A 24,303-nucleotide genomic window follows, 5' to 3' on the forward strand; every position below is an offset into this window, starting at 1 on the left:
GCCGCTCGATGCTCCTGGCCGAGCTGCTGCCCGACGTCGCCGGTATCCCCGGCGATCTGCGCATCGGTGGCCTGGTGATGGACAGCCGCGCGGTGCGCGCGGGCGACGCCTTCGTCGCCATCGCCGGTTTCGGCGCGCACGGGCTCAAGTTCGTCGAGCAGGCGCGCGCGTCCGGCGCGGCGGCGATCCTGTTCGAGCCGCCGGCGCCGGACGACCTGCCGGCGCCGGCCGACGCCATCGCCGTGCCTGGGCTGCGTTCGCGCCTGGGCGAGATGGGCGATGCCTTTCACGGCCGTCCCAGCGCTGCGATGCGCGTGGTCGGGGTGACCGGCACCAACGGCAAGACCTCGACCGTGCAGCTGATCGCGCAGGCCTGGCACCTGCTCGGCGTGTCCTGCGGGACCATCGGCACGCTCGGCGCCGGCTTGTACGGGCAGGTCGTGCCGAACGGCTTCACCACCCCGCTGGTGCTGCCGCTGCACGAACTGCTGGCCGGCATGCGCGACGCCGGCGCACAGGCGGTGGCGATGGAAGTGTCCTCGCACGCGCTCGACCAGGGCCGCGTGGCCGGCGTGCACTTCGACGTCGGCGTGTTCACCAACCTCACCCGCGACCATCTGGACTACCACGGCGACATGGCCCGCTACGGCGCGGCCAAGGCACGGTTGTTCGGCTGGGACGGGCTCAAGGCGGCGGCGATCAACCTCGACGACGAGTTCGGCCGCGAACTGCTCGCGCAGCTGCCCAAGCGCGTGCGCGGCATCGGCCTGAGCTCGCGCGGCCAGGCCGGCGCGAGCGTGCGCGCGGACAAGCTGGGCTTCGACAGCCGCGGCATCGGTTTCGATTTGGTCGTCGCCGGCAAGGCCCACCCGGTGGCCTCGCGCCTGCTCGGCCGCTTCAACGTCGACAACCTGCTGGCGGTGGCCGGCGCGCTGTACGCGCTGGAGCAGGAACCGGCGACGATCGCGCGCGTGCTGTCGCAGCTCGAACCGATCCACGGCCGCATGAACCGGCTCGGCGGCGACGGCCGCCTGCCGCTGGTGGTGATCGACTACGCCCACACCCCCGATGCGCTGGAGCAGGCGCTGGCCTCGTTGCGCGCGCACGCGCAGGCGCGGCTGATCTGCGTATTCGGCTGCGGCGGCGAGCGCGACCGCGGCAAGCGCCCGCAGATGGCGGCGATCGCCGAGCACGGTGCCGACCTGGCCATCGTCACCGACGACAACCCGCGCGGCGAGGACGGCGACGTCATCGTCGCCGACATCCTGCAGGGCTTCCGCGATCCGCAGCGCGCGCTGGTGCTGCGCGACCGCCGCGCCGCGATCGAGCGCGCGATCGCCGAAGCCGGCCCCGACGACATCGTGCTGGTGGCCGGCAAGGGCCACGAGCCTTACCAGGAAATCCACGGCGTGCGGCATCCCTTCGACGACACCCTGGTCGCGCGCGCCGCGCTGGAGGCTCGGGCATGAAGCGCTTGAGCCTGCGCGAAATCGCGCGCCTGACCGGCGGCCGCCTGCACGGCGCCGACGGCGCAGGCGGTCGAGAGAGCACGATCGACGTCGTCTGCACCGATACCCGCGCGCTGCCGGCCGCAGGCGCGGCGCTGTTCGTCGCGCTCAAGGGCGAGCGCTTCGACGGCCACGACCATGTCGCCGGACTGGCCCACACCGCGATTGCCGCGGCGCTGGTGTCGCGCGAAATCGACGCGCCCGTCGCCCAGGTGATCGTCGCCGACACCGAGCGGGCGCTGGCCGACCTCGCCGCCGGCGTGCAGGCGCAGCGCGCCGGCAACACGGTGGTGGCGATCACCGGCAGCAACGGCAAGACCAGCGTCAAGGCGCTGACCGCGGCGATCCTGGAGCGCGCCGGCGCGACCTACGCGACCCCGGGCAACCGCAACAACGAGATCGGCCTGCCGCTGGCGGTGCTGGACGCGCCGGAAGACGCGCGCTATTCGATCTACGAGATGGGCGCCGGCAAGCCCGGCGACATCGCCTACCTGGTGCGGGTGGCGCGGCCCGACGTGTCGCTGGTCAACAACATCGCCCCGGCGCACCTGGAGCGCATGGGCAGCCTGCTCGGCATCGCCGACACCAAGGCGGCGATCTACGACGCGCTGCCGGCCGATGGCGTGGCCGCGATCAACGCCGACGACGCGTTCGCGCCTTACTTCGAGCAGCGCGCGGCCGGCCGCCGCGTGATCCGCTTCGGCCTGGACGCCAGCGCCGAGGTCACCGCTTCGGACGTTCGCGTCGGGCCGGAAGGTTCCACGTTCGCGCTCGTCACCGCGCTGGGCCGCGTGGAGATCGCGCTGAAGCTGGTCGGACGCCACAACGTGCGCAACGCCCTGGCCGCCGCGGCGCTGGCGCTGGGCGCGGGCGTGTCGCTGCAGCACATCGCCGACGGCCTGAACGCCGCGCAGCCGGTCGATGGCCGCCTGATCGTCCACCGCCTGGCCAACGGCGCGGTGCTGATCGACGACAGCTACAACGCCAACCCGGGTTCCACCGGCGCGGCGATCGACACCCTGGCCGAGATGGGCGGCGAGAACTGGCTAGTGCTCGGCGCGATGCGCGAGATCGGCAATGAAGAAGTCGCCATGCATGCCGAGATCGGCCGCCGCGCCAAGGCCGCCGGCCTGCGCCGGCTGTACGCGCTGGGCGAGCTGCCGGCCGCGGCCGCCGCCGCGTTCGGCGACGGCGCGCGCACGTTCGCCGGCCACGACGAGCTGGCGGCCGCGCTGGGCGCGGAACTCGCCGCCGGCGTGCGGGTGTTGGTGAAAGGTTCGCACAGCAGTGCGATGGACAAGATCGTGACGGCGTTGTTGTCGGCACACCGGCCGGGGGAGGGCACGACGCATGTTGCTTGAATTGACTCGATGGCTCGAACAGCTGCAAAGCCTGTTCAACATCTTCGGGTATCTGACGTTCCGCGGCATCCTCAGCGCGCTGACCTCGCTGGCGCTGTCGCTGTGGTGGGGCCCGGCGGTGATCCGCAAGCTCGGCCAGCTCAAGGGCGGTCAGCCGATCCGCAAGGACGGCCCGCAGTCGCACTTCTCCAAAGCCGGCACCCCGACCATGGGCGGCGCGCTGATCCTGTTCACGGTGATGGCCTCGGTGCTGCTGTGGGGCGACCTGCGCAACAAGTACGTGTGGATCGTGTTGCTGGTGATGCTGGCGTTCGGCGCGATCGGCTGGTACGACGACTGGATCAAGATCGTCAAGCGCGATCCCAACGGCCTGAAGTCGCGCTGGAAGTACCTGTTGCAGTCGATCTTCGGCCTTGCCGCCGGCCTGTACCTGTGGCTGTACGCCGACGTGCCGGCGGCGACGACCTTCTACGTGCCGCTGTTCAAGTCGGTGGCGCTGCCGCTGGCCGGGGTGAGCTTCGTCGCCCTGGCCTACCTGTGGATCGTCGGCTTCTCCAACGCGGTCAACCTCACCGACGGCCTCGACGGCCTGGCGATCATGCCGACCGTGCTGGTGGCCTGCGCGCTGGGCATCTTCGCCTACGCCTCCGGCCATGCCGAGTTCTCCAAGTACCTGCAGATCCCGGCGGTGCCGGGCGCGGGCGAGCTGGTGATCATCTGCGCGGCCATCGCCGGCGCCGGCCTGGGCTTTTTGTGGTTCAACACCTATCCGGCGATGGTGTTCATGGGCGACATCGGCGCGCTGGCGCTGGGCGCGGTGCTCGGCACCATCGCCATCATCGTGCGCCAGGAACTGGTGCTGGTGATCATGGGCGGCATCTTCGTCATCGAGACGCTGTCGGTGATGATCCAGGTCGCCTCGTTCAAGCTGACCGGCAAGCGCGTGTTCCGCATGGCGCCGATCCACCACCACTTCGAGCTCAAGGGCTGGCCGGAGCCGCGCGTGATCGTGCGCTTCTGGATCATCTCGGTGGTGTTGGTGCTGGTCGGCCTGGCCACCCTCAAGGTCCGCTGATGGAAAACACCGCGCGCCAGGCGACGAGACTCGAAGCGATCCACGGTCGTTACGACCCGTGGCTGCTCGCCGCGTCCGCGGCGCTGGCGTGCGTGGGCGTGATCATGGTCGGCTCGGCCTCGCTGGGCGTGGCCAACACCCACGACGTCGATCCGTTCTACTTCCTGACCCGCCACTTGATGTTCCTGGCCATCGGCCTGGGCCTGGGGTTCTGGTTGATGCGCACCGAGCTCAAGACCATCGAGCAGCACAACCAGTGGCTGCTGCTGGTGTGCGTGGTGCTGCTGGTGGCGGTGTTCATTCCAGGCATCGGCCGCCAGGTCAACGGCGCCAAGCGTTGGATCAACCTGGCGGTGATCGGCTTCCAGGCGGTGGAAGCGGTGAAGCTGCTCTACATCGTCTGGCTGGCCAGCTACCTCAAGCGCTTCAGCGAGGACATCTCGGCCACCTGGGGCGCGATGCTCAAGCCCATCGGCGTGGCCGTGGTGCTGGTCGGCCTGCTGCTGATGCAGCCGGACTTCGGCTCGTCCTCGCTGCTGCTGGCGATCACCGCCGGCATGCTGGTGCTCGGCGGCGTCAACATGCCGCGCATGTTCGGCCCGGTGTTGATCGGCCTGCCGGTGCTGGCGGTGATCGCCATCGCCGAGCCGTACCGGGTGATCCGCCTAACCTCGTTCATGAACCCCTGGAGCGACCCGTTCGGCACCGGCTACCAGCTGACCAACGCCTTGATGGCGGTCGGCCGCGGCGAGTGGACCGGCGTCGGCCTGGGCGCCTCGGTGCAGAAGCTGCAATACCTGCCCGAAGCGCATACCGACTTCATCATGGCGGTGATCGCCGAGGAATTCGGCTTCGCCGGCGTGTGCGCCGTGGTCGGCCTGTACGCGCTGCTGGCCGGGCGCGCGCTGTGGACCGGGCTGAAGTGCGTGGAGATGCGCCGCCACTTCTCCGGCTATGTCGCCTTCGGCATCGCGCTGTGGATGAGCTTGCAGAGCTTCGTCTCCATCGGCGTGAACCTGGGCCTGCTGCCGACCAAGGGCCTGACCCTGCCGATGATTTCCTACGGCGGCTCCAGCATCCTGATGAGCTGCGCCGCGCTTGGCGTGCTGCTGCGCGTGTCCTACGAACTCGACCGCGCCCAGCGCCAGGTCGCGCGCCTGCGCGGCGAAGCCGCCGGCGCCGCGCCGGCGACGGCGAGCCCGGCGCCGGCTGCGGCCGCCGCGGGCGCCGCGCGCGGCACCAGCCGCCTGCGCGACCGGGTCGAGCCCTCGCTCGGGAGGACCGCATGAGCGAGCGTCCGGTGTTGATCCTGGCCGGCGGCACCGGCGGGCATATTTTCCCGGGCCTGGCGGTGGCCAAGGCGCTGCGGGCGCGGGGCGTCCCGGTCTCGTGGCTCGGCGCCGACGGCGGCATGGAAACCCGGCTGGTGCCGCAGCACGGCATCGAGATCGACACGCTCGCGATCGGCGGCGTGCGCGGCAAGGGCCTGGGCACGTTGCTGCGCGCGCCGCTGCGCATCGCCGCCTCGGTGCGCGCCGCCGGCCGCGTGCTGCGCCAGCGCCAGCCGCGCGCGGTGGTCAGCTTCGGCGGTTACGCCGCCGGCCCCGGCGGCCTGGCCGCGCGCCTGGCCGGGCTGCCGCTGCTGGTGCACGAACAAAACCGCGCGCCGGGCCTGACCAACCGGGTGCTGTCGCGCTTCGCCCGCCGCGTGCTGACCGGCTTCCCGGACACGTTCGGCGATCACGACGAGGTGGTCGGCAATCCGGTGCGCGCCGAGATCGCCGCGATCGCGCCGCCGGCGCAACGCTTCGCCGAGCGCAGCGGCCCGCTCAAGCTGCTGGTGCTCGGCGGCAGCCAGGGCGCGCGCGCCTTGAACCGCGCGGTGCCCGAAGCGATCGCCGGCCTGCGCGGGCGGGTGCCGTGCGAAGTGCGCCACCAGTGCGGCGAGAAGATGCTGGCCGACGCGCAGCAGGCGTATGCCAAGGCCGGCGTCGCCGCGTCGTTGGAGCCTTTCATCGCCGACATGGCGGCCGCTTATGCGTGGGCCGACCTGGTGGTCTGCCGCGCCGGCGCGCTGACCCTGGCCGAACTGTGCGCGACCGGCGTCGGCAGCGTGCTGGTGCCGTTCCCGCAGGCGGTCGACGACCACCAGACCAAGAACGCGCGCTACCTGGTCGACCGCGGCGCGGCGCAGTTGCTGCCGCAAGCCGGCGAGGATCTCGGCGCGCGCCTGTCGGCGACCATCGAGATCCTGGCCGAGCGCGGCGTGCTGCTGCAGATGGCCGAGGCGGCGCGCGCGATCGCCAAGCCCGATGCGGCCGAGCGCGTGGCGGACGCGGTGCTGGAGGTGGCGCGATGAAGCGTCTTCAGCGCGAGAACGCGGCGAGGATCCGCGCGATCGAAGGCCGCGTCTTCTTCGCGGCTTCACGCGAACTGCGTGCTCTGCGCGCCCCTTCAGGCGCGCGCGACATGTCCCGTTCTTCGATCCGCAACTTTCAATCCCTTACTTCGGACACCACGCCATGAGCACCGCCCTGCGCCGCCGTCTGCAACACACAGGCGACCTGGCCAAGGCGTTCCCGCGCGTGCACTTCGTCGGCATCGGCGGCACCGGCATGAGCGGCATCGCCGAAGTCATGTGCACGCTGGGCTACCAGGTGTCGGGTTCCGACATGGCCGACAACGCGGTGACCCGGCGGCTGGCGTCGATGGGCGCGACCGTGCACCGCGGCCACGCCGCCGCGAACGTGCTCGGCGCCGATTGCGTGGTGGTGTCCAGCGCGATCAAGCGCGACAACCCGGAACTGATGGAAGCGCGCGCCCAGCGCATCCCGGTGGTGCCGCGCGCGGAGATGCTGGCCGAGCTGATGCGCTTCCGCCGCGGCATCGCCGTCGCCGGCACCCACGGCAAGACCACCACCACCTCGCTGGCCGCGAGCGTGCTGGCCGAGGGTGGCATCGACCCGACCTTCGTGATCGGCGGCAAGCTGCTCGCCGCCGGCGCCAACGCCGGCCTCGGCGGCGGCCAGTGGCTGGTGGCCGAAGCCGATGAGAGCGACGGCAGCTTCCTGCGCCTGAACCCGCAGATCGCCATCGTCACCAACATCGACGCCGACCACCTGGAGAACTACGGCGGCGACTTCGCCAAGGTCCAGGCCGCGTTCGAGGAATTCCTGCACCGGCTGCCGTTCTACGGCCTGGCGGTGCTGTGCATCGACGACGCCAACGTCGCCCGGCTGGCCGCGGAGACCCCGCGCCACGTGATGACCTACGGCTTCAGCCCCGAGGCCGACGTGCGCGCCGAGGACGTCAGCCAGGACGGCGGCGCGATGCGCTTCACCCTGTGCCTGCCCGACGCTACCCGCACCGCGGTGACCCTGGCGCTGCCGGGCCGGCACAACGTGCTCAACGCGCTGGCCGCGGCCTCGGTGGCGTGGCAGCTGGGCGTGCAGCCCGAGGCGATCGCGCGCGCGCTGGAGAAGTTCGCCGGCATCGGCCGCCGCTTCAACCTGCTGGCGCAGATCAAGACCGACAAGGGCGCGACCGTGCAGCTGGTCGACGACTACGGCCACCACCCCAAGGAGCTGGAAGCCGTGTTCGCCGCCGCCCGCGGCGGCTGGCCGGACAAGCGCCTGGTGGTGGCGTTCCAGCCGCACCGCTACAGCCGCACCCGCGATCTGTTCGACGACTTCGCCGCGGTGCTGTCGTCGGTGGACGCGCTGGTGCTGACCGAGGTCTATCCGGCCGGCGAGGCGCCGATCGCCGGCGCCGACGCCAAGTCGCTGGCGCGCGCGATCCGCGCGCGCGGCCGCATCGACCCGGTCGTGGTCGGCGCCGCCGGCGACCTCGCCGGCGTGCTGCCGGACGTATTGAACGACGGCGACCTGCTGTTGCTGATGGGCGCCGGCGACATCGGCGCCGCGGCCCAGCAGCTGGCCACCACCGGTTTCCAAGGAGAGTCGAAGTGAGTGTGAAGTTCGCCGCGTTGCGCGTCACCGATCCGGCCGCGTTCGGCCGCGTCGCCGTGCTCATGGGCGGCACCAGCGCCGAGCGCGAGGTGTCGCTGGATTCCGGCCGCGGCGTGCTCGACGCGCTGCGCTCGCGCGGCGTGGACGCGTTCGCGGTCGACGGCATCCCCGCGCTGGTCGAAAGCATCCGCGCCGGCGCGGTCGACCGGGTGTTCAACATCCTGCACGGCAACAAGGGCGGCGGCGAAGACGGCGTGCTGCAGGGCGTGCTGGAAGCGCTCGGCGTGCCCTACACCGGTTCGGACGTGCTCGGCTCGGCCCTGGCGATGGACAAGATCCGGACCAAGCAGGTGTGGATCGGCTCCGGCCTGCCGACCCCGCGCTTCAAGCGCATCGCCAAGGGCGACGACGTCCACGCGGCGGCGCGCGAGATCGGCCTGCCGGTCATCATCAAGCCGTCGTGCGAAGGCTCCAGCGTCGGCGTCTCGCGCGTGCTGGCCGATGCCGACATCGACCAGGCCGTCGACTTGGCCGCGCGCTATCCCGGCGAGATGCTGATGGAGCAGATGATCGTCGGCGACGAACTCACCGTGGCGGTGCTGATCGACGGCGACGGCTACACCGCGCTGCCGTCGATCCGGATCGTGCCCAAGGGCGAGTGGTACGACTATCACGCCAAGTACATCGCCGAGGACACCCAGTACCTGTGTCCGGGCCTGGACGGCGCCGCCGAAGACGAGATCCGCCGCCTGGCGATGCAGGCCTTCGTCGCCGCCGGCTGCAAGGGCTGGGGCCGCGTCGATTTCATGCGCGACCGCGACGGCAAGTTCTACCTGATCGAAGTCAACACCGCGCCGGGCATGACCAGCCACTCGCTGGTGCCCAAGGCCGCGCGCCAGGTCGGCATCGAATACGACGAACTGTGCTGGCGCGTGCTCGAAGCCACCGTGACCGCGGGAGGTGGCGCGGCGTGAACGCCCTGCTGCGACTCGTCGGATGGGCATTGGCGCTGGTCCTGGTGGCGCTGCCGGTCGTGGCCGTGTTGAACGGCTGGATCGGCGCGAACCAGTGGCCGCTCAAGCGCCTGCGCGTGACCGGCGAGTTCGAGCGGGTGGACGCGGCGGCGCTGCGCAAGACCCTGTTGCCCTACGCCCAGCGCGGCTTCTTCGCGGTCGACCTGCCCAAGGCGCAGGACGCGGTGTCGAAGCTGCCGTGGGTCGAGCGCGCCGAAGTGCGCAAGCGCTGGCCGGACGTGCTGGAAGTGACCGTGGTCGAGCACAAGCCGTTCGCGCGCTGGGGCCAGGACCGTTTGCTGTCGGAACAGGGCCGCCTGTTCCCGATCGGCAAGGACCTGCAGGTGCCGGACAAGCTGCCGCAGTTCGGCGGGCCCGAGAGCCGGGTCGCCGACGTGGTGGCGCTGTACAACGAGTCGCGCGAGCTGTTCGCGCCGGTGGGGCTGGAAGTGCGCGACGTCGAGGTCGACCAGCGCGGCAGCTGGACCATGGGCCTGAGCAACGGCGCGCAGATCGTGATCGGCCGCACCGAGCAGCGTTCGCGCCTGAGCCGCTTCGTGCACATGCTGCCGCAGCTCACCGCGCAGAAGGCGCAGGTGATCGAGCGCGCCGATCTTCGCTACACCAATGGTTTTTCGCTGACGTGGGCGCCCGCGCAACAGGCGCCGGCGGCCGCACCGAAGCAGCAAGGACAGTCATGAACCGCAAAGGCGACAAGTCGCTCATCGTTGGCCTCGACATCGGCACCTCCAAGGTGGTGGCGCTGGTCGGCGAGTACACGCCCTCCGACGGCCGGCCTGGCAACCCGATCGAGGTGATCGGCATCGGTTCGCACGAATCGCGCGGGCTCAAGCGCGGCGTGGTGGTCGACATCGAATCCACCGTGCAATCGATCCAGCGCGCGATCGAGGAAGCCGAGCTGATGGCCGGCTGCGAGATCCGCTCGGTCTACGCCTCGATCTCCGGCAACCACATCCAGTGCCGCAACTCGCAGGGCATCGCCCCGATCCGCGACGGCGAGGTCACCTACGGCGATCTCGACCGGGTGCTGGAAGCGGCCAAGGCGGTGGCGATCCCGGCCGACCAGAAGATCCTGCACGCGATCCCGCGCGACTACGTGCTCGACGATTCGCAGGAAGGCATCCGCAACCCGGTCGGCATGACCGGCGTGCGCCTGGAGGTGCATGCGCACCTGGTGGTGTGCGCGCAGTCGGCCGCGGCCAACATCAGCAAGTGCGTGCAGCGCTGCGGCCTGCAGGTCGACGACCTGATCCTCGGCGTGCTGGCCTCCAGCAACGCGGTGCTGACCAACGACGAGCGCGAGCTCGGCGTGATCCTGGTCGACATCGGCGCCGGCACCACCGACATCGCGGTGTTCGTGCAGGGCGCGATCGCCCACAGCGCGAGCCTGCCGATCGCCGGCGACAAGGTCACCGAGGACATCGCCCACATGCTGCGCACGCCGACCCCGGAGGCCGAGCAGATCAAGGTCCGCTACGCCTGCGCGCTGGCGCAGATGGCGACCGCCGAGGAATCCATCCAGGTGCCCAGCGTCGGCGACCGGCCGCCGCGGCGCATGCCGCGCCACTCGCTGGCGCAGGCGGTGCAGGCGCGCTACGAGGAGATCTTCGAAATGATCCAGGCCGAACTGCGCCGCTCGGGCTTCGAGCATCACGTGCGCGCCGGCATGGTCCTGACCGGCGGCGCGGCGAAGATGGAAGGCGTGGTCGAGCTGGCCGAGGAAATGCTGCAGATGCCGGTGCGCGTGGGCATTCCCCAGCACGTCACCGGCCTGGGCGAAGTGGTCGGCAACCCGGTCCACGCCACCGGCGTCGGCCTGCTGCTGATGGGCAGCCAGATCGAGAACCCGCGCCGCCCGGTGATCTCCACCGGCCGCGCCGGCAGTTTCCTGAGCAAGTTGAAGAATTGGTATCGCGGCGAGTTTTGAACGGCCGCGATTCGCGATTCGTTTAGAGGCAAGCGCAAAAGCGGAACAGGGCAAACACGGAAGTCGTAACGAAGCGGTACGTCGTTTAGTTGTTCAAACATAAAAACCATAAACGCCGGGAAAGTGATGGAGGGTCGGGTCGCGCTTTGCGAACACCGCATCCCCAATCCCAAAATCCCGGCTCAAAGAGGACGAGGACATGGCACATTTCGAACTGGTTGAAAAAATGGCCCCGAACGCGGTCATCAAGGTCGTGGGCGTGGGCGGCGGCGGCGGCAACGCCGTGGCGCACATGGTCAGCGGCAACGTCGACGGCGTGGAGTTCATCACCGCCAACACCGACGCGCAGGCGATCAAGAACTGCGGCGCCAAGCTGCAGCTGCAGCTCGGCAGCAACGTCACCAAGGGCCTGGGCGCGGGCGCCAATCCGGAAGTCGGCCGCCAGGCCGCGCTGGAAGACCGCGAGCGCATCATGGACGCGCTGACCGGCGCCGACATGGTGTTCATCACCGCCGGCATGGGCGGCGGCACCGGGACCGGCGCCGCGCCGGTGGTGGCGCAGCTGGCCAAGGAGATGGGCATCCTGACCGTCGCCGTGGTCACCAAGCCGTTCCCGTTCGAGGGCCGCCGCCGCATGCAGGTGGCGCTCAAGGGCATCGAGGAACTCTCGCACCACTGCGATTCGCTGATCACGATCCCGAACGAGAAGTTGATCACCGTGCTCGGCCGCAACGCGACCATGATCCAGGCCTTCCGCGCCGCCAACGACGTGCTGCTCGGCGCCGTGCAGGGCATCGCTGACCTGATCGTGCGTCCGGGCCTGATCAACGTCGACTTCGCCGACGTGCGCACCGTGATGAGCGAGATGGGCCTGGCGATGATGGGCACCGGCGCCGCGCGCGGCGACGATCGCGCCCAGGCCGCGGCCGAGTCGGCGATCCAGAACCCGCTGCTCGACGACGTCAACCTGGCCGGCGCCAACGGCATCCTGGTCAACATCACCGCCGGCCCGGACTTCACCATGGCCGAGTTCGACGAAGTCGGCCGCACCATCGAGAACTTCGCTTCCGAAGACGCGACCGTGGTCATCGGCACCGTGCTCGACCCGGACATGCAGGACGAGGTCAAGGTCACCGTGGTCGCCACCGGCCTCAACCGCGTCGTCGCCAAGCAGTCGGTGCGCGGCAGCGGCCACGGCTTCGAGCGCGAAGCGCAGCGCGCGCCGATCCAACTGGTGCGCAACGCGACCACCGGCCAGCCCGAGTTCTCGGCGATGGACGACGTCGGCCACGCGCCGATGCCGAGCTTCGGCGGCAACCTGCGCGGCAGCGCCCGCCAGGAGCCGACCGGCCCGGCGGTGGCGGACTTCGGCAGCGACAACAGCTACCTGGACATCCCGGCGTTCCTGCGCCGCCAGGCGGACTGAGGCCGGGCGGGCAGGGCGCGGCCAGATCGGGTGCGGACGGGGCTACCGTCCGCGCCGCGGATTGTTGCCGGCGTCCGTCGCCCGCCTGGGCCAGCGGCATCCCCGGACCGGACTCGTCCCCGGTCCCCAGGGCACCTTGCCCCGGCGCTCAGGCGCCGGGGCCTTTGGGCCGGTCGGCCCGCGACGCGGGCCGACCGGTCAGTTTGAATCGCGCTGTTGACAACGGCGGGACAGTGTGTCCTTTCCGTTCAGGTTCAGGAACCCGCGTGCTAATCTTGCGCGGTTTGATAGCGACCCCAAATAGCTGTTCCGCCCTTGCGCGCCGCTGCGGCCGCGCGGGCCGATCGCCAATAAGAATCCGCCCCGTTTCGTGGAAAGCCCCATTCCCATGTCGCGCCAGCGCACCCTCAAGACCGTCATCCGCGCCACCGGCGTGGGCCTGCACAGCGGCGAAAAGGTCTTCCTGACCCTGCGTCCGGCGCCGGTCGACACCGGCATCGTGTTCCGCCGCACCGATCTCGACCCGGTGGTGGAGATGCCCGCGCGCGCCGACCTGGTCACCGAGACCACGCTGTGCACCGGCCTGACCTACGGCGTCGGCAAGGTCATGACCGTGGAGCACCTGCTTTCGGCGATGGCCGGGTTGGGCATCGACAACTGCTATGTCGAGCTGTCCGCGCCGGAAGTGCCGATCATGGACGGCTCGGCCGGCCCGTTCGTGTTCCTGCTGCAGTCCGCCGGCATCGCCGAGCAGGACGCGCCCAAGCGCTTCATCCGCATCAAGCATCCGGTGGAAGTGCGCGACGGCGACAAGGTCGCCCGCTTCGAGCCGTTCGACGGCTTCCGCCTGGGCTTCACCGTGGTGTTCGACCACCCGGCGATCCCGGCCTCGCAGTCGCGCGCGCAGGTCGAGTTCTCGACCCAGAACTACATCCGCGAAGTCAGCCGCGCCCGCACCTTCGGCTTCATGCGCGACCTGGAATACATGCGCGAGCGCAACCTCGGCCTGGGCGGCTCGATGGACAACGCGATCGTGCTCGACGAGTTCCGCGTGCTCAACGACGACGGCCTGCGCTACGCCGACGAGTTCGTCCGCCACAAGATCCTCGATGCGGTCGGCGACCTGTACCTGGCCGGCCACGCCATCGTCGGCGCCTACGAGGGCTACAAGTCCGGCCACGCGCTCAACAACAAGCTGGTGCGCGCGCTGCTGGCCGAGCGTTCGGCCTGGGAACTGGTGAGCTACCCCGAGACCGAGGAAGGTCCGGTCGCCTACGGCGGCGAGGCCGCGTTCGCCTGAGGCCTGGCCGGCGGCAGGTGCGGCTTCGACCCCTGCCCATGCCCCGCATGTGCGCCGGGTTCTGCCCAATCGCTCCGCGTTCCAACCTGAACGCGCGTCACTGTCGGCCCATGACGCCGGCCCAGAAAAGTCAGGAACGTTAACCAGATCACACTCGTGAACGAGACGTGACGGATTAACGTTTTTCTAACGAAACTTTTCCGGAATGCTTCCGATCGCTTAACAAACCCCGCGAGATGGGCCAGTAGGATGCCCCGACCCGGCTCTCGGCCCCTATCGGAACGCCCCCCGCGCGAACCGCCCGAGCAGTCAGTTGGCGTCGCCGCGGCCCTTGGAATCATCGGGGTCGCGCAGCGAATCCAACGCGGCCTGCAGCGCTTTCTGCGTCGCGGCCGACAGGGGTTTGGCCTGTCGCACCGGTGCTGCCGCCGGCTGCGGGATCGTCGTCTTGACGACGAGTTCGGCCGCTTTCAGTCCGACGGACCGGGCTGCGTCGAGCATTTCCGGTGCGGCCAGCCGCAATTTGGCGCGCCACACCGGAGCATCGACGACATACACGAGCCTGCCGCGTTCGAAGTTGGCCAGCCGCGCGTGCGCGGCGAGCGAAGGCGGCAGGTAGGGGCGTAACCGAAGGTCCAGATCGTCGAGCCACAGGGCTCGCTTGATCGGGTTGCCGGCGGTGTCCTCCATCAACGCATCCAGGGCGATGCGTGGAGTGGAAGGGCGGCGCGAAGGCGGCCTTTTGGGCTTGGAATCAGACATCGGACTCATGACCTATCAATCCATCGTAGAGCACACGCGCGAACGGCTGGGCAGCTTCTTCCAGCAGTGCGGCCGGGCCGGCGCCCGCCGTCCCGCACTGGCGATCGCGCTGTTGCTGGGCACCGGCGTGTGCGTCGGCGCCGGCGCCGGCATCGCCGACAACCGCATGCTACGCGCCGAACTGGCCCAGCAGCACGACCAGATCGCCGCCACCCGCCGCGACGCGCAACGCGAGATCAACGCCCTGGCCGCGCGCATGGGCGAGCTGCAGGCCGAGGCCAACCGCCTCAACGCCCTGGGCGAGCGCCTGACCCGGATCGGCCAGCTCCAGGACGGCGAATTCGACTTCAACAAGCCGGTCGGCGTCGGCGGCGCCGGCCCGGTCCGCGACATGTCCAAGCCCGAGCTCGACAGCGGCATGGACCAGCTCAAGCAGCAGTTCAAGGCCTCCGGCGAGCAGCTGACGGTGCTGGAGTCGCTGCTGTTCAACCGCCAGATCGACATGAACGCGGTGCCCTCGCGCGCCCCGATCGCCAACAGCTACATCACCTCCGGCTTCGGCGGCCGCGCCGACCCGTTCAACGGCGGCGCCGCGTTCCACAAGGGCATCGACTTCGAGGCCGACGTCGGCGACCCGGTGCTGGCGGTGGCCGACGGCGTGGTCAGCTACTCGGGCGTGCGCTCGGGCTACGGCAACGTGGTCGAGATCGACCACGGCAACGGCTACGTGACCCGCTACGCGCACAACTCGCGCCTGCTGATGAAGGTCGGCGAGCTGGTCCGCGCCGGCCAGGAAGTGGCCAAGGCCGGTTCCAGCGGCCGTTCCACCGGCGCCCACGTGCATTTCGAGGTGTGGGAGAACGGCCGGGTGGTCAACCCGATCAAGTTCCTCAACCAGCAGTCGCCGCTGAGGGGGTGAAGCGGACCGCTTGCGAGCCACTGGCTCGCGGTCCGCTGAACGCCGGCCGCTCCGCGGCCGGCCGGGTTCGCAAGGCTCAGCTCTGGACTGGGCCTCCTGACTTCAGCAAGCCACTGGCCTCGCGGCCTGCCGAACCCGGCCGCTCCTGCGGCCGGCCGGATGCGCAACCAGCCCGTGAGGACTGACTCGCGAACTGTGGAATTGGGCAAAGTCCCACATTCCTCCGTCGCTTTTCCCCCTTGATACCGTTCAGGTCGCCCCCCACGCTAGAATGCGTGTGGCCAAAGACCAGGCTCGATCCGATCGGGGGCGCATGGCGCCCCCGATCGCGTTTTACGACCCCCGTTGTGCGGGGTTCGGACGCCGCGATCGGGCGGTCCTCTGGATTCCTGGGGAACTTGCCGGCGGCAACGCGTTCTTAACACGTCCCGCCCGCGCAACCCCGTTTCGCTTTACACGGACCCGTCATGCTCAACAGCTTGCTTACCCGCGTTTTCGGCAGCCGCAACGATCGCCTGCTGCGCCAACTGCAACGATCCGTCGTCAAGATCAACGCGCTCGAGCCGGAGATGGAGAAGCTCTCCGACGCGCAGCTGCAGGCCAAGACGCCGGAGTTCCAGAAGCGCATCGCCGACGGCGAGTCGCTCGACAAGCTGCTGCCGGAGGCGTTCGCGGTCTGCCGCGAGGCGTCCAGGCGCGTGCTGGGCATGCGCCACTACGACGTGCAGATGATCGGCGGCATGGTCCTGCACCTGGGCAAGATCGCCGAGATGCGCACCGGCGAAGGCAAGACCCTGGTCGGCACGCTGCCGGTCTATCTCAACGCCCTGGAAGGCAAGGGCACCCACGTGGTCACGGTCAACGACTACCTGGCCCGGCGCGACTCGGCCTGGATGGGCAAGCTCTACAACTGGCTCGGCCTGAGCGTGGGCGTGGTGTATCCGGGCATGAACCATGCCGATAAGCACGCCGCTTACGCGAGCGATATCACCTACGGCACCAACAACGAATTCGGCTTCGACTATCTGCGCGACAACATGGCGCTGTCGAAGGACGACCGCTTCCAGCGCGGCCTGCACTACGCGATCGTCGACGAGGTCGACTCGATCCTGATCGACGAGGCGCGCACGCCGCTGATCATCTCCGGCCCGGCCGACGAGTCGCCGGAGCTGTACATCAAGGTCAACCGCATCGTCCCCTCGCTGACCCGCCAGGAGAAGGAAGACGGCGACGGCGACTACTGGGTCGACGAGAAGGGCAAGCAGGTGCACCTGTCCGAAGCCGGCCAGGAACACGCCGAAGACCTGCTGCGCAAGGCCGGCATCATCGGCGACGAAGAATCGCTGTACGCCGGCCAGAACATCTCGGTCGTGCACCACCTCAACGCGGCGCTGCGCGGCCACGCGATCTACCAGCGCGACGTGGACTACATCGTGCGCGACGGCGAGGTGGTGATCGTCGACGAATTCACCGGCCGCACCCTGCCGGGCCGGCGCTGGTCCGACGGCCTGCACCAGGCGGTCGAGGCGAAGGAAGGCGTGCCGGTCCAGCGCGAGAACCAGACCCTGGCGAGCATCACCTTCCAGAACCTGTTCCGCATGTACAAGAAGCTGGCCGGCATGACCGGCACGGCGGACACCGAGGCCTACGAATTCCAGAGCATCTACGGCCTGGAAGTGATCGTGATCCCGACCAACCGTCCGGCCCAGCGCAAGGACCACTCCGACCAGGTGTTCCTCAACCGCAACGGCAAGTACCGCGCGGTGCTGGCCGAGATCCAGGCCTCGCACGAGCGCGGCCAGCCGGTGCTGGTCGGCACCACTTCGATCGAAGTGTCGGAAATGCTGAGCCAGCAGCTCACCGCCGCCGGCGTGCCGCACGAGGTGCTCAACGCCAAGCAGCACGAGCGCGAGGCCAACATCATCGCCCAGGCCGGTCGTCCGGGCGCGATCACCATCGCCACCAACATGGCCGGCCGCGGTACCGACATCGTGCTCGGCGGTTCGCTGGAGTCCGAGCTGGCCGACCTGGCCGCGCAGAACAACGGCGAGCCGGTCGACGAGGTCACCCACAAGCGCCTGAAGGCCGAGTGGCAGCAGCGCCACGACGCGGTCAAGGCCGCCGGCGGCCTGCACATCGTCGGCACCGAGCGCCACGAGTCGCGCCGCATCGACAACCAGCTGCGCGGCCGCGCCGGCCGCCAGGGCGACCCGGGCTCCTCGCGCTTCTACCTGTCGCTGGAAGACAACCTGATGCGCATCTTTGCCGCCGACTGGGTGCAGAAGGTGATGGCGCGCATGGGCCTGAAGGAAGACGACATCATCGAAAGCCCGCTGGTGACCAAGCAGATCGCCAACGCGCAGCGCAAGGTCGAGGCCCACAACTTCGACATCCGCAAGAACCTGCTCGACTTCGACGACGTCAACAACGACCAGCGCAAGGTCATCTACGGCCAGCGCGACGAGTTGCTGGAAGCCGAGAGCGTGCAGGAGAACGTCGACGGCATCCGCGGCGACGTGGTCGCCGAGCTGGTGCAGCGCCACGTGCCGGCCGATTCGGTCGACGAGCAGTGGGACCTGCCGGGCCTGCAGACCGTGCTGGCCTCCGAGTTCGGCGTGCAGGTGCCGCTGGTGGAGACCGCTGCCAAGGCCGAGGAGCTCGACGCCGAGGGCGTCGCGCGCCAGGTGCACGAGGCGGTGGACGGCCACTTCGCCGCGCGCGAGCAGCAGCTCGGCACCGAGACCATGCGCATGCTGGAAAAGCACATCATGCTCAACGTGCTCGACCAGAACTGGAAGGAGCACCTGGCGCGCATGGACTACCTGCGCCAGGGCATCCACCTGCGCGGCTACGCGCAGAAGCAGCCCAAGCAGGAATACAAGAAGGAAGCCTTCGAGCTGTTCTCGGAGATGCTCGACAAGGTCAAGCGCGAGGTGGTGACGATCCTGGCGCGCGTGCGCATCCAGAGCGAGGAAGAGATCGCCGCGCTGGAGCAGCAGGAACGCGCCCAGGCCGAGTCGCAGCTGCGCCAGATGCAGTTCCAGCACGCCAGCGCCGGCGGCTACGGCGCCGACGAGGAAGCCGAGCAGGTGCAGCTGGCCGAAGACGCCTTCGCCAATGTCGGCCGCAACGATCCCTGCCCCTGCGGCAGCGGCAAGAAGTACAAGCATTGCCATGGGCAGTTGGGCTGATACGGCCCCAGGCCGCGATTCGGGATCCGGGGCCGGCGAAGCCGCCCAGGCCGATCCCGAACCGCCGGCGGCGGCTGCGGCCGCCGTTGCCGGGTCGCGCATCCCCAATCCTCCATCCCGCCGGATAGAGGTCGTCGCCGGCGTCGTCCGCGACGCGCGCGGCCGGGTCCTGCTGACCCGCCGCACCGAAGGCCGCGACCTGGCCGGCCTGTGGGAGTTCCCGGGCGGCAAGCGCGAGCCCGGCGAGACGGCCGAGGCGGCGCTGAGCCGCGAGCTGCACGAAGAGCTCGGCATCGATGCCGAGATCGGCGCCGAATTGATCCGTGTGCCGCAGATCTATCCCGACAAGCGCCTGGTGCTGGACGTGCGCCACGTGCGCGCCTGGCGCGGCAGCGCGCGCGGCCGCGAGGGCCAGGCCCTGGCCTGGGTGCCGCCGCACAAGCTGGCCAGCTATGCGATGCCGCCGGCTGACCGGCCGGTGGTGGCGGCGCTGGAGCAACCCGAACGCTACCTGGTGACGCCCGAGCCCGCGGACGACGGCGTCTGGCTGGCGGGCCTGTCCGCGGCCCTGGCCGCGGGCGCCCGGCGCGTGCAGCTGCGCGCGCCGGCGCTGGCCGCCGCCGATCCCGCGCGCTGGCGACAGCTCGCCGCGGCCGCGGCCCAGCGTTGCCGCGCGGCCAAGGCCGACCTGCTGATCAATGCCGATCTCGAACTGGCGCGCGAGCTGAGCGTCGGCCTGCACCTGCGCGCCGCGCAGCTGCGTGGGCTGGGCGAGCGTCCGCTCGCCTCCGGCCTGCCGCTGGCGGCGTCCTGCCACGATGCCGACGAACTGCGCGCGGCCCAGGCGCTGGGCTGCGACTTCGCCGTGGTCGGCTCGGTCAAGCCGACGCCGAGCCATCCGAGCGTGCTCGGGATCGGCTGGGAGGCGTTCGCGGCGCTGCGCGAGTCGGTGTCGCTGCCGATCTACGCGATCGGCGGGCTGGGGCCGGACGACCTCGACGAGGCGCGCAGGCATGGCGCGCAGGGCGTGGCGGCGATCCGCAGCCTGTGGCCGGCTTGAGGGCCGGGCGGTTGGGTTAGTCCGCAAGTACGCGCAAGGCAGCGGGGCGGGAGCGGCGATCGTTCGCCGGGCCGTGGCTTTCGCTGGGTTCGGATCGCAAAGCGTCGGGCTGAAGGCCCTCCCACAAAAGCCGTGCCGTCTGCCGCGTCAGGGCCGCGGGTGACGGGCTGTTGTGGGAGGGCCTTCAGGCCCGACGCTCTTGCCTCAGGCCGCCGCGCTCACTGCGCCGCCGCCATCGCCCGATACCGCCGGTCCAGCGCTTCCACCTGCGCCTGCAGCGCTTCCAGCGAGCCGTCGTTGACCACGATGTCGTCGGCGATCGCCAGCCGCGCCTCGCGCGTGGCCTGCGCGGCGATCATGCGCGCGGCCAGTTCCGCGTCGATGCGGTCGCGCTGCATGACCCGCGCCTGCTGCACCGCGACCGGCACGTCGACCACCAGCACCCGCTGCAGCCACGGATAGGCCTCGCGCCCGCCTTCGGCCAGCAACGGGATCGCCGCGATCGCGTAGGCGCCCGGCGCTTGCGCGCACTGCGCCTGCAGCATGGCCCGCACGCGCGGATGGACGATGGCTTCCAGGCGCTTGCGCGCGGCTTCGTCGTTGAACACCAGGCGCCGCATCGCGGCGCGGTCCATGCCGCCGTCGGCAGCGAGCACCTGCGGCCCGAACGCGGCCGCGACTTCCGCCAGCCCGGGGCTGCCGGGCGCTACCGCGGCGCGCGCGGCGAGATCGGCGTCGGCGACCGCGATGCCCAGCGCCTCGAAACGCCGGGTGACCTCGCTCTTGCCCGAGGCCACCCCGCCGGTGACGCCGACGCAGAACGCGGCCATGGATTCAGCGCAGTCCGGAGTAGGACAGGTAGGCCTGCAGCAGGTTCTCGCCCCAGAAAAACACGATCCAGCCGGCGATGGCCAGGTACGGCCCGAACGGGATCGGCACGCCCATGTCGCGGCCCTTGACCGCCAGCCAGATCGAGCCGATCACCGCGCCGACCAGCGAGGACATCAGGATCGTCGGCAGCACGCCCTTGAGCCCGACCCAGGCGCCGATCGCGGCGAGCAGCTTGAAGTCGCCGCCGCCCATGCCGTCGCGCGGGTCTTTGACCCGTTTGACCACCACCTGGTACTGCTTGTAGATCCAGTTGACCAGCCACAGGCTGCCGAAGCCGGCGATCGCGCCGAGCACCGCCGGTTTGACCGGGAGATACAGGTTGTCGCTGGCGGCGATGATGCCCAGCCACATCAACGGCAAGGTCAGGCTGTCGGGCAGGTACTGGGTGCGCAGGTCGATCCCGGACAGGATGATCAGGAAGCTGGTGAACACCATCGCCCCGAAGCCCTGCCAGCCGAAGCCGAAGCGGGCGACGCAGGCCAGCATCAGCAGCATGGTGATGAACTCGACCGCCGGGTACTGCATCGAGATCGGCGTCTTGCAGTGCCGGCAGCGGCCGCGCAGCGCGAGATAGCTGAACAGCGGAATGTTCTCGAACCAGGCCAGCTGGTGCTTGCAGTGCGGGCAATGCGAACGCTCGACCACGATCCCCGGCGGCGGCGGGTCGTAGACCTCCGGCAGTTCCAGGATTTCGCGCGCGTCCTTCTTCCACTGCCATTCCAGCCGCTTGGGCAGGCGCAGGATGACGACGTTGTAGAAACTGCCGAGCAGCAGGCCGAGGCCGGCCGCGAGGGGATACCCGAGGCCGGGGTTCTGGTCTAGGAATGCCATGTGCGCAGGATATCGCCGATCAGATCGTGGCGGCCAGCTTGAAGATCGGCAGATACATCGCGATGACCATGCCGCCGACGATGACGCCCAGGATGATCATGATCAACGGTTCCAGCAGGCTCGACAGCGCGTCGACGGCGTTGTTGACCTCCTGCTCGTAGAACTCGGCGACCTTGACCAGCATGGTGTCGAGCGCGCCGGCCTCTTCGCCGATCGCGGTCATCTGGATCACCATGTGCGGGAACAGGTTGACCTGCTTCATCGCCATGTTGACCTGGTAGCCGACCGAGACGTCGTCGCGGATGCGCAGCACGGCCTTCTCGTAGACGACGTTGCCGGTCGCGCCGGCGACGGTGTCGAGCGCTTCCACCAGCGGCACGCCGGCGCGGAAGCTGACCGCCAGGGTGCGGGCGAAGCGGGCGATGGCCGCGTTGTGCAGGATCTGGCCCACGATCGGCAGCTTGAGCATCATCCGGTCGATGAAGTGGGAGAACGCCAGCGAGCGGTTCTTGGCCATGATGAAGGCGACGCCGGCGCCGATCACCAGGATGAGGATCGCCCACCACCACTGGATCATGAACTCGCTCATGCCGATCACCATCAAGGTGAAGGCCGGCAGGTCGGCGCCGAAGCTCTGGAACGTCGCCTTGAACTGCGGCACCACGAACACCAGCAGGATCGCGCTGACCAGGATCGCCACCGCGATGACGGTGGCCGGGTAGTACAGCGCCTTCTTGATCTTGCCCTTGAGGGTTTCGATGTTTTCCTTGTAGGTCGCCACCGTGTCCAGCACGGTCTCGAGCACGCCCGCCGATTCGCCGGCCTTGACCAGGTTGCGGTAGAGCTCGTCGAACTGCACCGGGTGCCGGGACATCGCCTCGTACAGCGACAGGCCGCTTTCCAGGTCCGAGCGCACGGCGTTGAGCAGGGTCTTCATGCGCGGGTTCTTGTGGCCCTCGCCGATGATCTCCAGCGAGGTCACGATCGGCACGCCGGACTTCAGCATGGTCGCGATCTGGCGGCTGAAGATGGCGATGTCGCTCGGAGTGATGCGCTTGCCCGAGGCGCCGAACAGCGGCTTGGCCTTGGGCTTGACCACGGTCGGGGTGATGCCCTGGCGGCGCAGCTCGGCGCGCAGCAGGTTGGCGTTCTTGGCCGCCTGCTCGCCCTTCATCTTGATGCCGCGTTTGTCGGTGCCCTGCCATACGAACAGGGCCAGGGGATTTTCGCGGCGGACCTGGGGGGCGGTCTTGGCGGCGGCGCGAGTGGCGGAACGGGTCGCGGACATGGGTTAGTCCTTGGTTACGCGGTTGATTTCGGCCAGGCTGGTGACGCCGTTGAGCACCTTGACCAGCGCCGAGCGGCGCAGGTCGCGCACGCCCGACTTCTGGGCGGCGGCGGCGATCTGCATCGCATTGCCGCCTTCGAGGACGATCGCCTGGATTTCGTCGGTCATCGGCATGACCTGGTAGATGCCGGTACGTCCCTTGTAGCCCTCGGTGCAGTCGGGGCAGCCGACCGGTTCGAACAGGGTGATGCCGGCGGCGACTTCCTCGTGGGTGAAGCCTTCGGCCAGCAGCGCGTGTTCGGGCAGGTGGACCTCGCGCTTGCAGTCGTGCAGGCGCCGGGCCAGGCGCTGGGCGATCACCAGGGTCACCGAGGAGGTGATGTTGTACGGCGCCACGCCCATGTTCATCAGGCGCGCGATGGTCTGCGGCGCGTCGTTGGTGTGCAGGGTCGACAGCACCATGTGGCCGGTCTGCGCGGCCTTGATGGCGATTTCCGCGGTCTCGAGGTCGCGGATTTCGCCGACCATGATCACGTCCGGGTCCTGGCGCAGGAAGCTGCGCAGCGCGGCGGCGAAGGTCATGCCGCGCTTGACGTTCATCTGCACCTGGTTGATGCCCGGCACGCGGATTTCGACCGGGTCCTCGACCGTGGAGATGTTGCGCTGCTCGTCGTTGAGGATGTTGAGCGCGGTGTACAGCGACACCGTCTTGCCCGAGCCGGTCGGGCCGGTCACCAGGACCATGCCGTAGGGCTTGACCACCGCGCCGACGAACAATTCCTTCTGGTCGTCCTCGTAGCCGAGCTTCTCGATGCCCAGGCGGGCGGCGGAGCCGTCGAGGATACGCAGCACGATCTTCTCGCCGAACAGGGTCGGCAAGGTGCTCATGCGGAAGTCGATCTGCTTGGTCTTGGACAGGTTGAGCTTGATGCGGCCGTCCTGCGGCACGCGCTTCTCGGCGATGTCCAGCTGCGCCATGACCTTCAGGCGCGCGGCGATGCGCGAGTGCAGCTTGTTGGGCACCTTGGCGACCTGCTTGAGCAGGCCGTCGATGCGCAGGCGCACGCGGTAGTCGGTTTCGTAGGGCTCGAAGTGGATGTCGGACGCGCCGCGGCGGATCGCGTCGACCAGCACCTTGTTGACGAACTTGACGACGGGGGTGTCGTCGCCCTTGGCGTCGATGCCGCTGTCGCCCTTGGTCGACAGGTCGTCGTCCTTGCCGATCTCCAGCGTTTCCAGGCCTTCGCCGTCGCCGACCGTATCGCCGAGCGAGTCGGAGGTCTCCAGCCAGCGATCGAGCGTGCGCCGGATCAGGTCTTCGTCGACCAGGATCGCCTCGACGGCGGCGTTGGTCTGGAACTTGATCTCGTCCAGGGCCGAGGTGTTGGTCGGATCGGACAGGCCGATGAAGAGCTTGTTGCCGCGCTTGAACAACGGCAGGGCGTTGTGTTTGCGGATCAGGTCTTCGCCGATCATGCGGACCGCCGCCTGACCCGGATCCATGGCGCTGGGATCGAACAGCGGCACGCCGAACTCGACCGAGTGGGCGGCCGCGAGTTGATTCGGCGTGACCAGGCGGTGTTCGGTGAGATACGCGGCGATCGGCTTGCGTTCGCTGGTGGCGGCCGCCAAGGCTTCGCGGGCCCGCGCGTCTTCCAGGGCGCCGTCCAGCACCAAGCGCCGGACGATGCCGGTGATGCCGACCAGGTTGGCTGTCGTTGCCACGGACATGGTGCAGTTTCCCCTTCTATCCCCTGCAAAC

The 24,303-nt window shown here is 69.4% G+C and carries 19 protein-coding genes and 1 pseudogene; 15 read left to right on the forward strand and 5 right to left on the reverse strand.

Features of this window, described 5'->3' with window-relative positions; genetic code table 11:
- The first annotated feature begins 8 nt into the window (after nt 1–8).
- The 12 genes and pseudogenes from BLV01_RS09225 to lpxC all read left to right on the forward strand — a co-directional run bounded on the left by BLV01_RS09225 (nt 9) and on the right by lpxC (nt 13,599).
- Nucleotides 9–1,469, forward strand: coding sequence for a UDP-N-acetylmuramoyl-L-alanyl-D-glutamate--2,6-diaminopimelate ligase (locus BLV01_RS09225; protein ID WP_175485849.1), 1,461 nt, complete (start codon nt 9–11; stop codon nt 1,467–1,469).
- Entirely contained in the window at nt 1,466–2,869 is a 1,404-nt protein-coding gene (gene murF, locus BLV01_RS09230; RefSeq protein WP_091797808.1) for a UDP-N-acetylmuramoyl-tripeptide--D-alanyl-D-alanine ligase, read from the forward strand. Before BLV01_RS09225 ends, murF begins: the two co-directional genes overlap by 4 nt.
- Nucleotides 2,859–3,944 (forward strand): phospho-N-acetylmuramoyl-pentapeptide-transferase, encoded by a 1,086-nt coding sequence (mraY, locus tag BLV01_RS09235; protein WP_057948812.1) that lies wholly within the window; start codon nt 2,859–2,861, stop codon nt 3,942–3,944. Before murF ends, mraY begins: the two co-directional genes overlap by 11 nt.
- Nucleotides 3,944–5,233: a putative lipid II flippase FtsW gene (gene ftsW, locus BLV01_RS09240; protein ID WP_091797811.1), complete on the forward strand. Its 1,290-nt coding sequence runs from the start codon at nt 3,944–3,946 to the stop codon at nt 5,231–5,233. The genes mraY and ftsW overlap by 1 nt, the downstream gene beginning before the upstream one ends.
- A complete protein-coding gene (gene murG / locus BLV01_RS09245; protein WP_091797813.1) occupies nt 5,230–6,303 on the forward strand; it encodes an undecaprenyldiphospho-muramoylpentapeptide beta-N-acetylglucosaminyltransferase in 1,074 nt (357 codons plus the stop codon). Before ftsW ends, murG begins: the two co-directional genes overlap by 4 nt.
- Entirely contained in the window at nt 6,300–6,470 is a 171-nt protein-coding gene (locus BLV01_RS26225; RefSeq protein ID WP_175485837.1) for a hypothetical protein, read from the forward strand. Before murG ends, BLV01_RS26225 begins: the two co-directional genes overlap by 4 nt.
- A gap of 8 nt (nt 6,471–6,478) precedes the next feature.
- Complete coding sequence (gene murC, locus BLV01_RS09250) at nt 6,479–7,912, forward strand: UDP-N-acetylmuramate--L-alanine ligase (RefSeq protein ID WP_091798242.1); 1,434 nt, start codon at nt 6,479–6,481, stop codon at nt 7,910–7,912.
- The gene (locus BLV01_RS09255) at nt 7,909–8,886 is read left to right on the forward strand and encodes a D-alanine--D-alanine ligase (RefSeq protein ID WP_091797816.1); all 978 of its coding nucleotides are present in this window, start codon (nt 7,909–7,911) and stop codon (nt 8,884–8,886) included. The genes murC and BLV01_RS09255 overlap by 4 nt, the downstream gene beginning before the upstream one ends.
- Nucleotides 8,883–9,566 (forward strand): annotated as a pseudogene (locus BLV01_RS09260) (cell division protein FtsQ/DivIB); the annotation flags it as partial. The gene BLV01_RS09255 and the pseudogene BLV01_RS09260, both read left to right, overlap by 4 nt.
- 56 nt (nt 9,567–9,622) lie before the next feature.
- Nucleotides 9,623–10,873, forward strand: a complete 1,251-nt coding sequence (gene ftsA / locus BLV01_RS09265) for a cell division protein FtsA (RefSeq protein ID WP_057948807.1) — start codon at nt 9,623–9,625, stop codon at nt 10,871–10,873.
- A gap of 199 nt (nt 10,874–11,072) precedes the next feature.
- Nucleotides 11,073–12,299: a cell division protein FtsZ gene (gene ftsZ, locus BLV01_RS09270; RefSeq protein ID WP_091797822.1), complete on the forward strand. Its 1,227-nt coding sequence runs from the start codon at nt 11,073–11,075 to the stop codon at nt 12,297–12,299.
- Nucleotides 12,300–12,687: 388 nt separating this feature from the next.
- Nucleotides 12,688–13,599 carry a UDP-3-O-acyl-N-acetylglucosamine deacetylase gene (gene lpxC / locus BLV01_RS09275; RefSeq protein ID WP_091797825.1) on the forward strand — a complete coding sequence of 304 codons (912 nt, stop codon included), beginning with the start codon at nt 12,688–12,690 and terminating at the stop codon, nt 13,597–13,599.
- 309 nt (nt 13,600–13,908) lie between these two features.
- Here the strand turns inward: lpxC and BLV01_RS09280 are convergent, their stop codons facing one another.
- The gene (locus BLV01_RS09280) at nt 13,909–14,370 is read right to left on the reverse strand and encodes a DciA family protein (protein WP_091797829.1); all 462 of its coding nucleotides are present in this window, start codon (nt 14,368–14,370) and stop codon (nt 13,909–13,911) included.
- Between BLV01_RS09280 and BLV01_RS09285 the strand changes: the two genes are divergently transcribed.
- From BLV01_RS09285 to BLV01_RS09295, 3 genes are all read left to right on the forward strand, one after another.
- The gene (locus BLV01_RS09285; protein ID WP_091797832.1) at nt 14,369–15,280 is read left to right on the forward strand and encodes a M23 family metallopeptidase; all 912 of its coding nucleotides are present in this window, start codon (nt 14,369–14,371) and stop codon (nt 15,278–15,280) included. The two genes, BLV01_RS09280 and BLV01_RS09285, sit on opposite strands and share 2 nt — an antisense overlap.
- A 467-nt stretch (nt 15,281–15,747) precedes the next feature.
- Nucleotides 15,748–18,471 carry a preprotein translocase subunit SecA gene (secA, locus tag BLV01_RS09290; RefSeq protein WP_091797834.1) on the forward strand — a complete coding sequence of 908 codons (2,724 nt, stop codon included), beginning with the start codon at nt 15,748–15,750 and terminating at the stop codon, nt 18,469–18,471.
- A complete protein-coding gene (locus BLV01_RS09295) occupies nt 18,455–19,531 on the forward strand; it encodes a Nudix family hydrolase (protein WP_091797837.1) in 1,077 nt (358 codons plus the stop codon). The genes secA and BLV01_RS09295 overlap by 17 nt, the downstream gene beginning before the upstream one ends.
- 218 nt (nt 19,532–19,749) lie before the next feature.
- Here BLV01_RS09295 and coaE read toward each other — a convergent pair whose 3' ends face one another.
- Genes coaE through pilB form a run of 4 tightly spaced genes read right to left on the reverse strand, consistent with a single transcriptional unit; the run spans nt 19,750 to nt 24,272 of the window.
- Nucleotides 19,750–20,361: a dephospho-CoA kinase gene (gene coaE, locus BLV01_RS09300; protein ID WP_091797840.1), complete on the reverse strand. Its 612-nt coding sequence runs from the start codon at nt 20,359–20,361 to the stop codon at nt 19,750–19,752.
- Nucleotides 20,362–20,365: 4 nt separating this feature from the next.
- On the reverse strand, nt 20,366–21,253 hold the full coding sequence (locus tag BLV01_RS09305; RefSeq protein WP_091797843.1) for a prepilin peptidase: 888 nt from the start codon (nt 21,251–21,253) through the stop codon (nt 20,366–20,368).
- A 19-nt stretch (nt 21,254–21,272) separates the two neighbouring features.
- Nucleotides 21,273–22,541, reverse strand: coding sequence for a type II secretion system F family protein (locus BLV01_RS09310; protein WP_091797845.1), 1,269 nt, complete (start codon nt 22,539–22,541; stop codon nt 21,273–21,275).
- Between the two features lie 3 nt (nt 22,542–22,544).
- Entirely contained in the window at nt 22,545–24,272 is a 1,728-nt protein-coding gene (pilB, locus tag BLV01_RS09315) for a type IV-A pilus assembly ATPase PilB (protein ID WP_091797848.1), read from the reverse strand.
- Nucleotides 24,273–24,303 lie beyond the last annotated feature (31 nt).

The organism is Lysobacter sp. yr284 (genome assembly GCF_900107375.1).
Classification (GTDB): Bacteria; Pseudomonadota; Gammaproteobacteria; order Xanthomonadales; family Xanthomonadaceae; genus Lysobacter.

Coding starts and splice junctions, on each gene's coding strand:
- BLV01_RS09305 (WP_091797843.1), bottom strand. CDS start 21,253: ATGGCATTCCTAGACCAGAACCCCGGCCTCGGGTATCCCCTCGCGGCC.
- pilB (WP_091797848.1), bottom strand. CDS start 24,272: ATGTCCGTGGCAACGACAGCCAACCTGGTCGGCATCACCGGCATCGTC.
- BLV01_RS09280 (WP_091797829.1), bottom strand. CDS start 14,370: ATGAGTCCGATGTCTGATTCCAAGCCCAAAAGGCCGCCTTCGCGCCGC.
- secA (WP_091797834.1), top strand. CDS start 15,748: ATGCTCAACAGCTTGCTTACCCGCGTTTTCGGCAGCCGCAACGATCGC.
- BLV01_RS09310 (WP_091797845.1), bottom strand. CDS start 22,541: ATGTCCGCGACCCGTTCCGCCACTCGCGCCGCCGCCAAGACCGCCCCC.
- murF (WP_091797808.1), top strand. CDS start 1,466: ATGAAGCGCTTGAGCCTGCGCGAAATCGCGCGCCTGACCGGCGGCCGC.
- ftsZ (WP_091797822.1), top strand. CDS start 11,073: ATGGCACATTTCGAACTGGTTGAAAAAATGGCCCCGAACGCGGTCATC.
- BLV01_RS09295 (WP_091797837.1), top strand. CDS start 18,455: ATGGGCAGTTGGGCTGATACGGCCCCAGGCCGCGATTCGGGATCCGGG.
- murG (WP_091797813.1), top strand. CDS start 5,230: ATGAGCGAGCGTCCGGTGTTGATCCTGGCCGGCGGCACCGGCGGGCAT.
- BLV01_RS26225 (WP_175485837.1), top strand. CDS start 6,300: ATGAAGCGTCTTCAGCGCGAGAACGCGGCGAGGATCCGCGCGATCGAA.
- ftsA (WP_057948807.1), top strand. CDS start 9,623: ATGAACCGCAAAGGCGACAAGTCGCTCATCGTTGGCCTCGACATCGGC.
- BLV01_RS09285 (WP_091797832.1), top strand. CDS start 14,369: ATGACCTATCAATCCATCGTAGAGCACACGCGCGAACGGCTGGGCAGC.
- mraY (WP_057948812.1), top strand. CDS start 2,859: ATGTTGCTTGAATTGACTCGATGGCTCGAACAGCTGCAAAGCCTGTTC.
- lpxC (WP_091797825.1), top strand. CDS start 12,688: ATGTCGCGCCAGCGCACCCTCAAGACCGTCATCCGCGCCACCGGCGTG.
- BLV01_RS09225 (WP_175485849.1), top strand. CDS start 9: ATGCTCCTGGCCGAGCTGCTGCCCGACGTCGCCGGTATCCCCGGCGAT.
- ftsW (WP_091797811.1), top strand. CDS start 3,944: ATGGAAAACACCGCGCGCCAGGCGACGAGACTCGAAGCGATCCACGGT.
- coaE (WP_091797840.1), bottom strand. CDS start 20,361: ATGGCCGCGTTCTGCGTCGGCGTCACCGGCGGGGTGGCCTCGGGCAAG.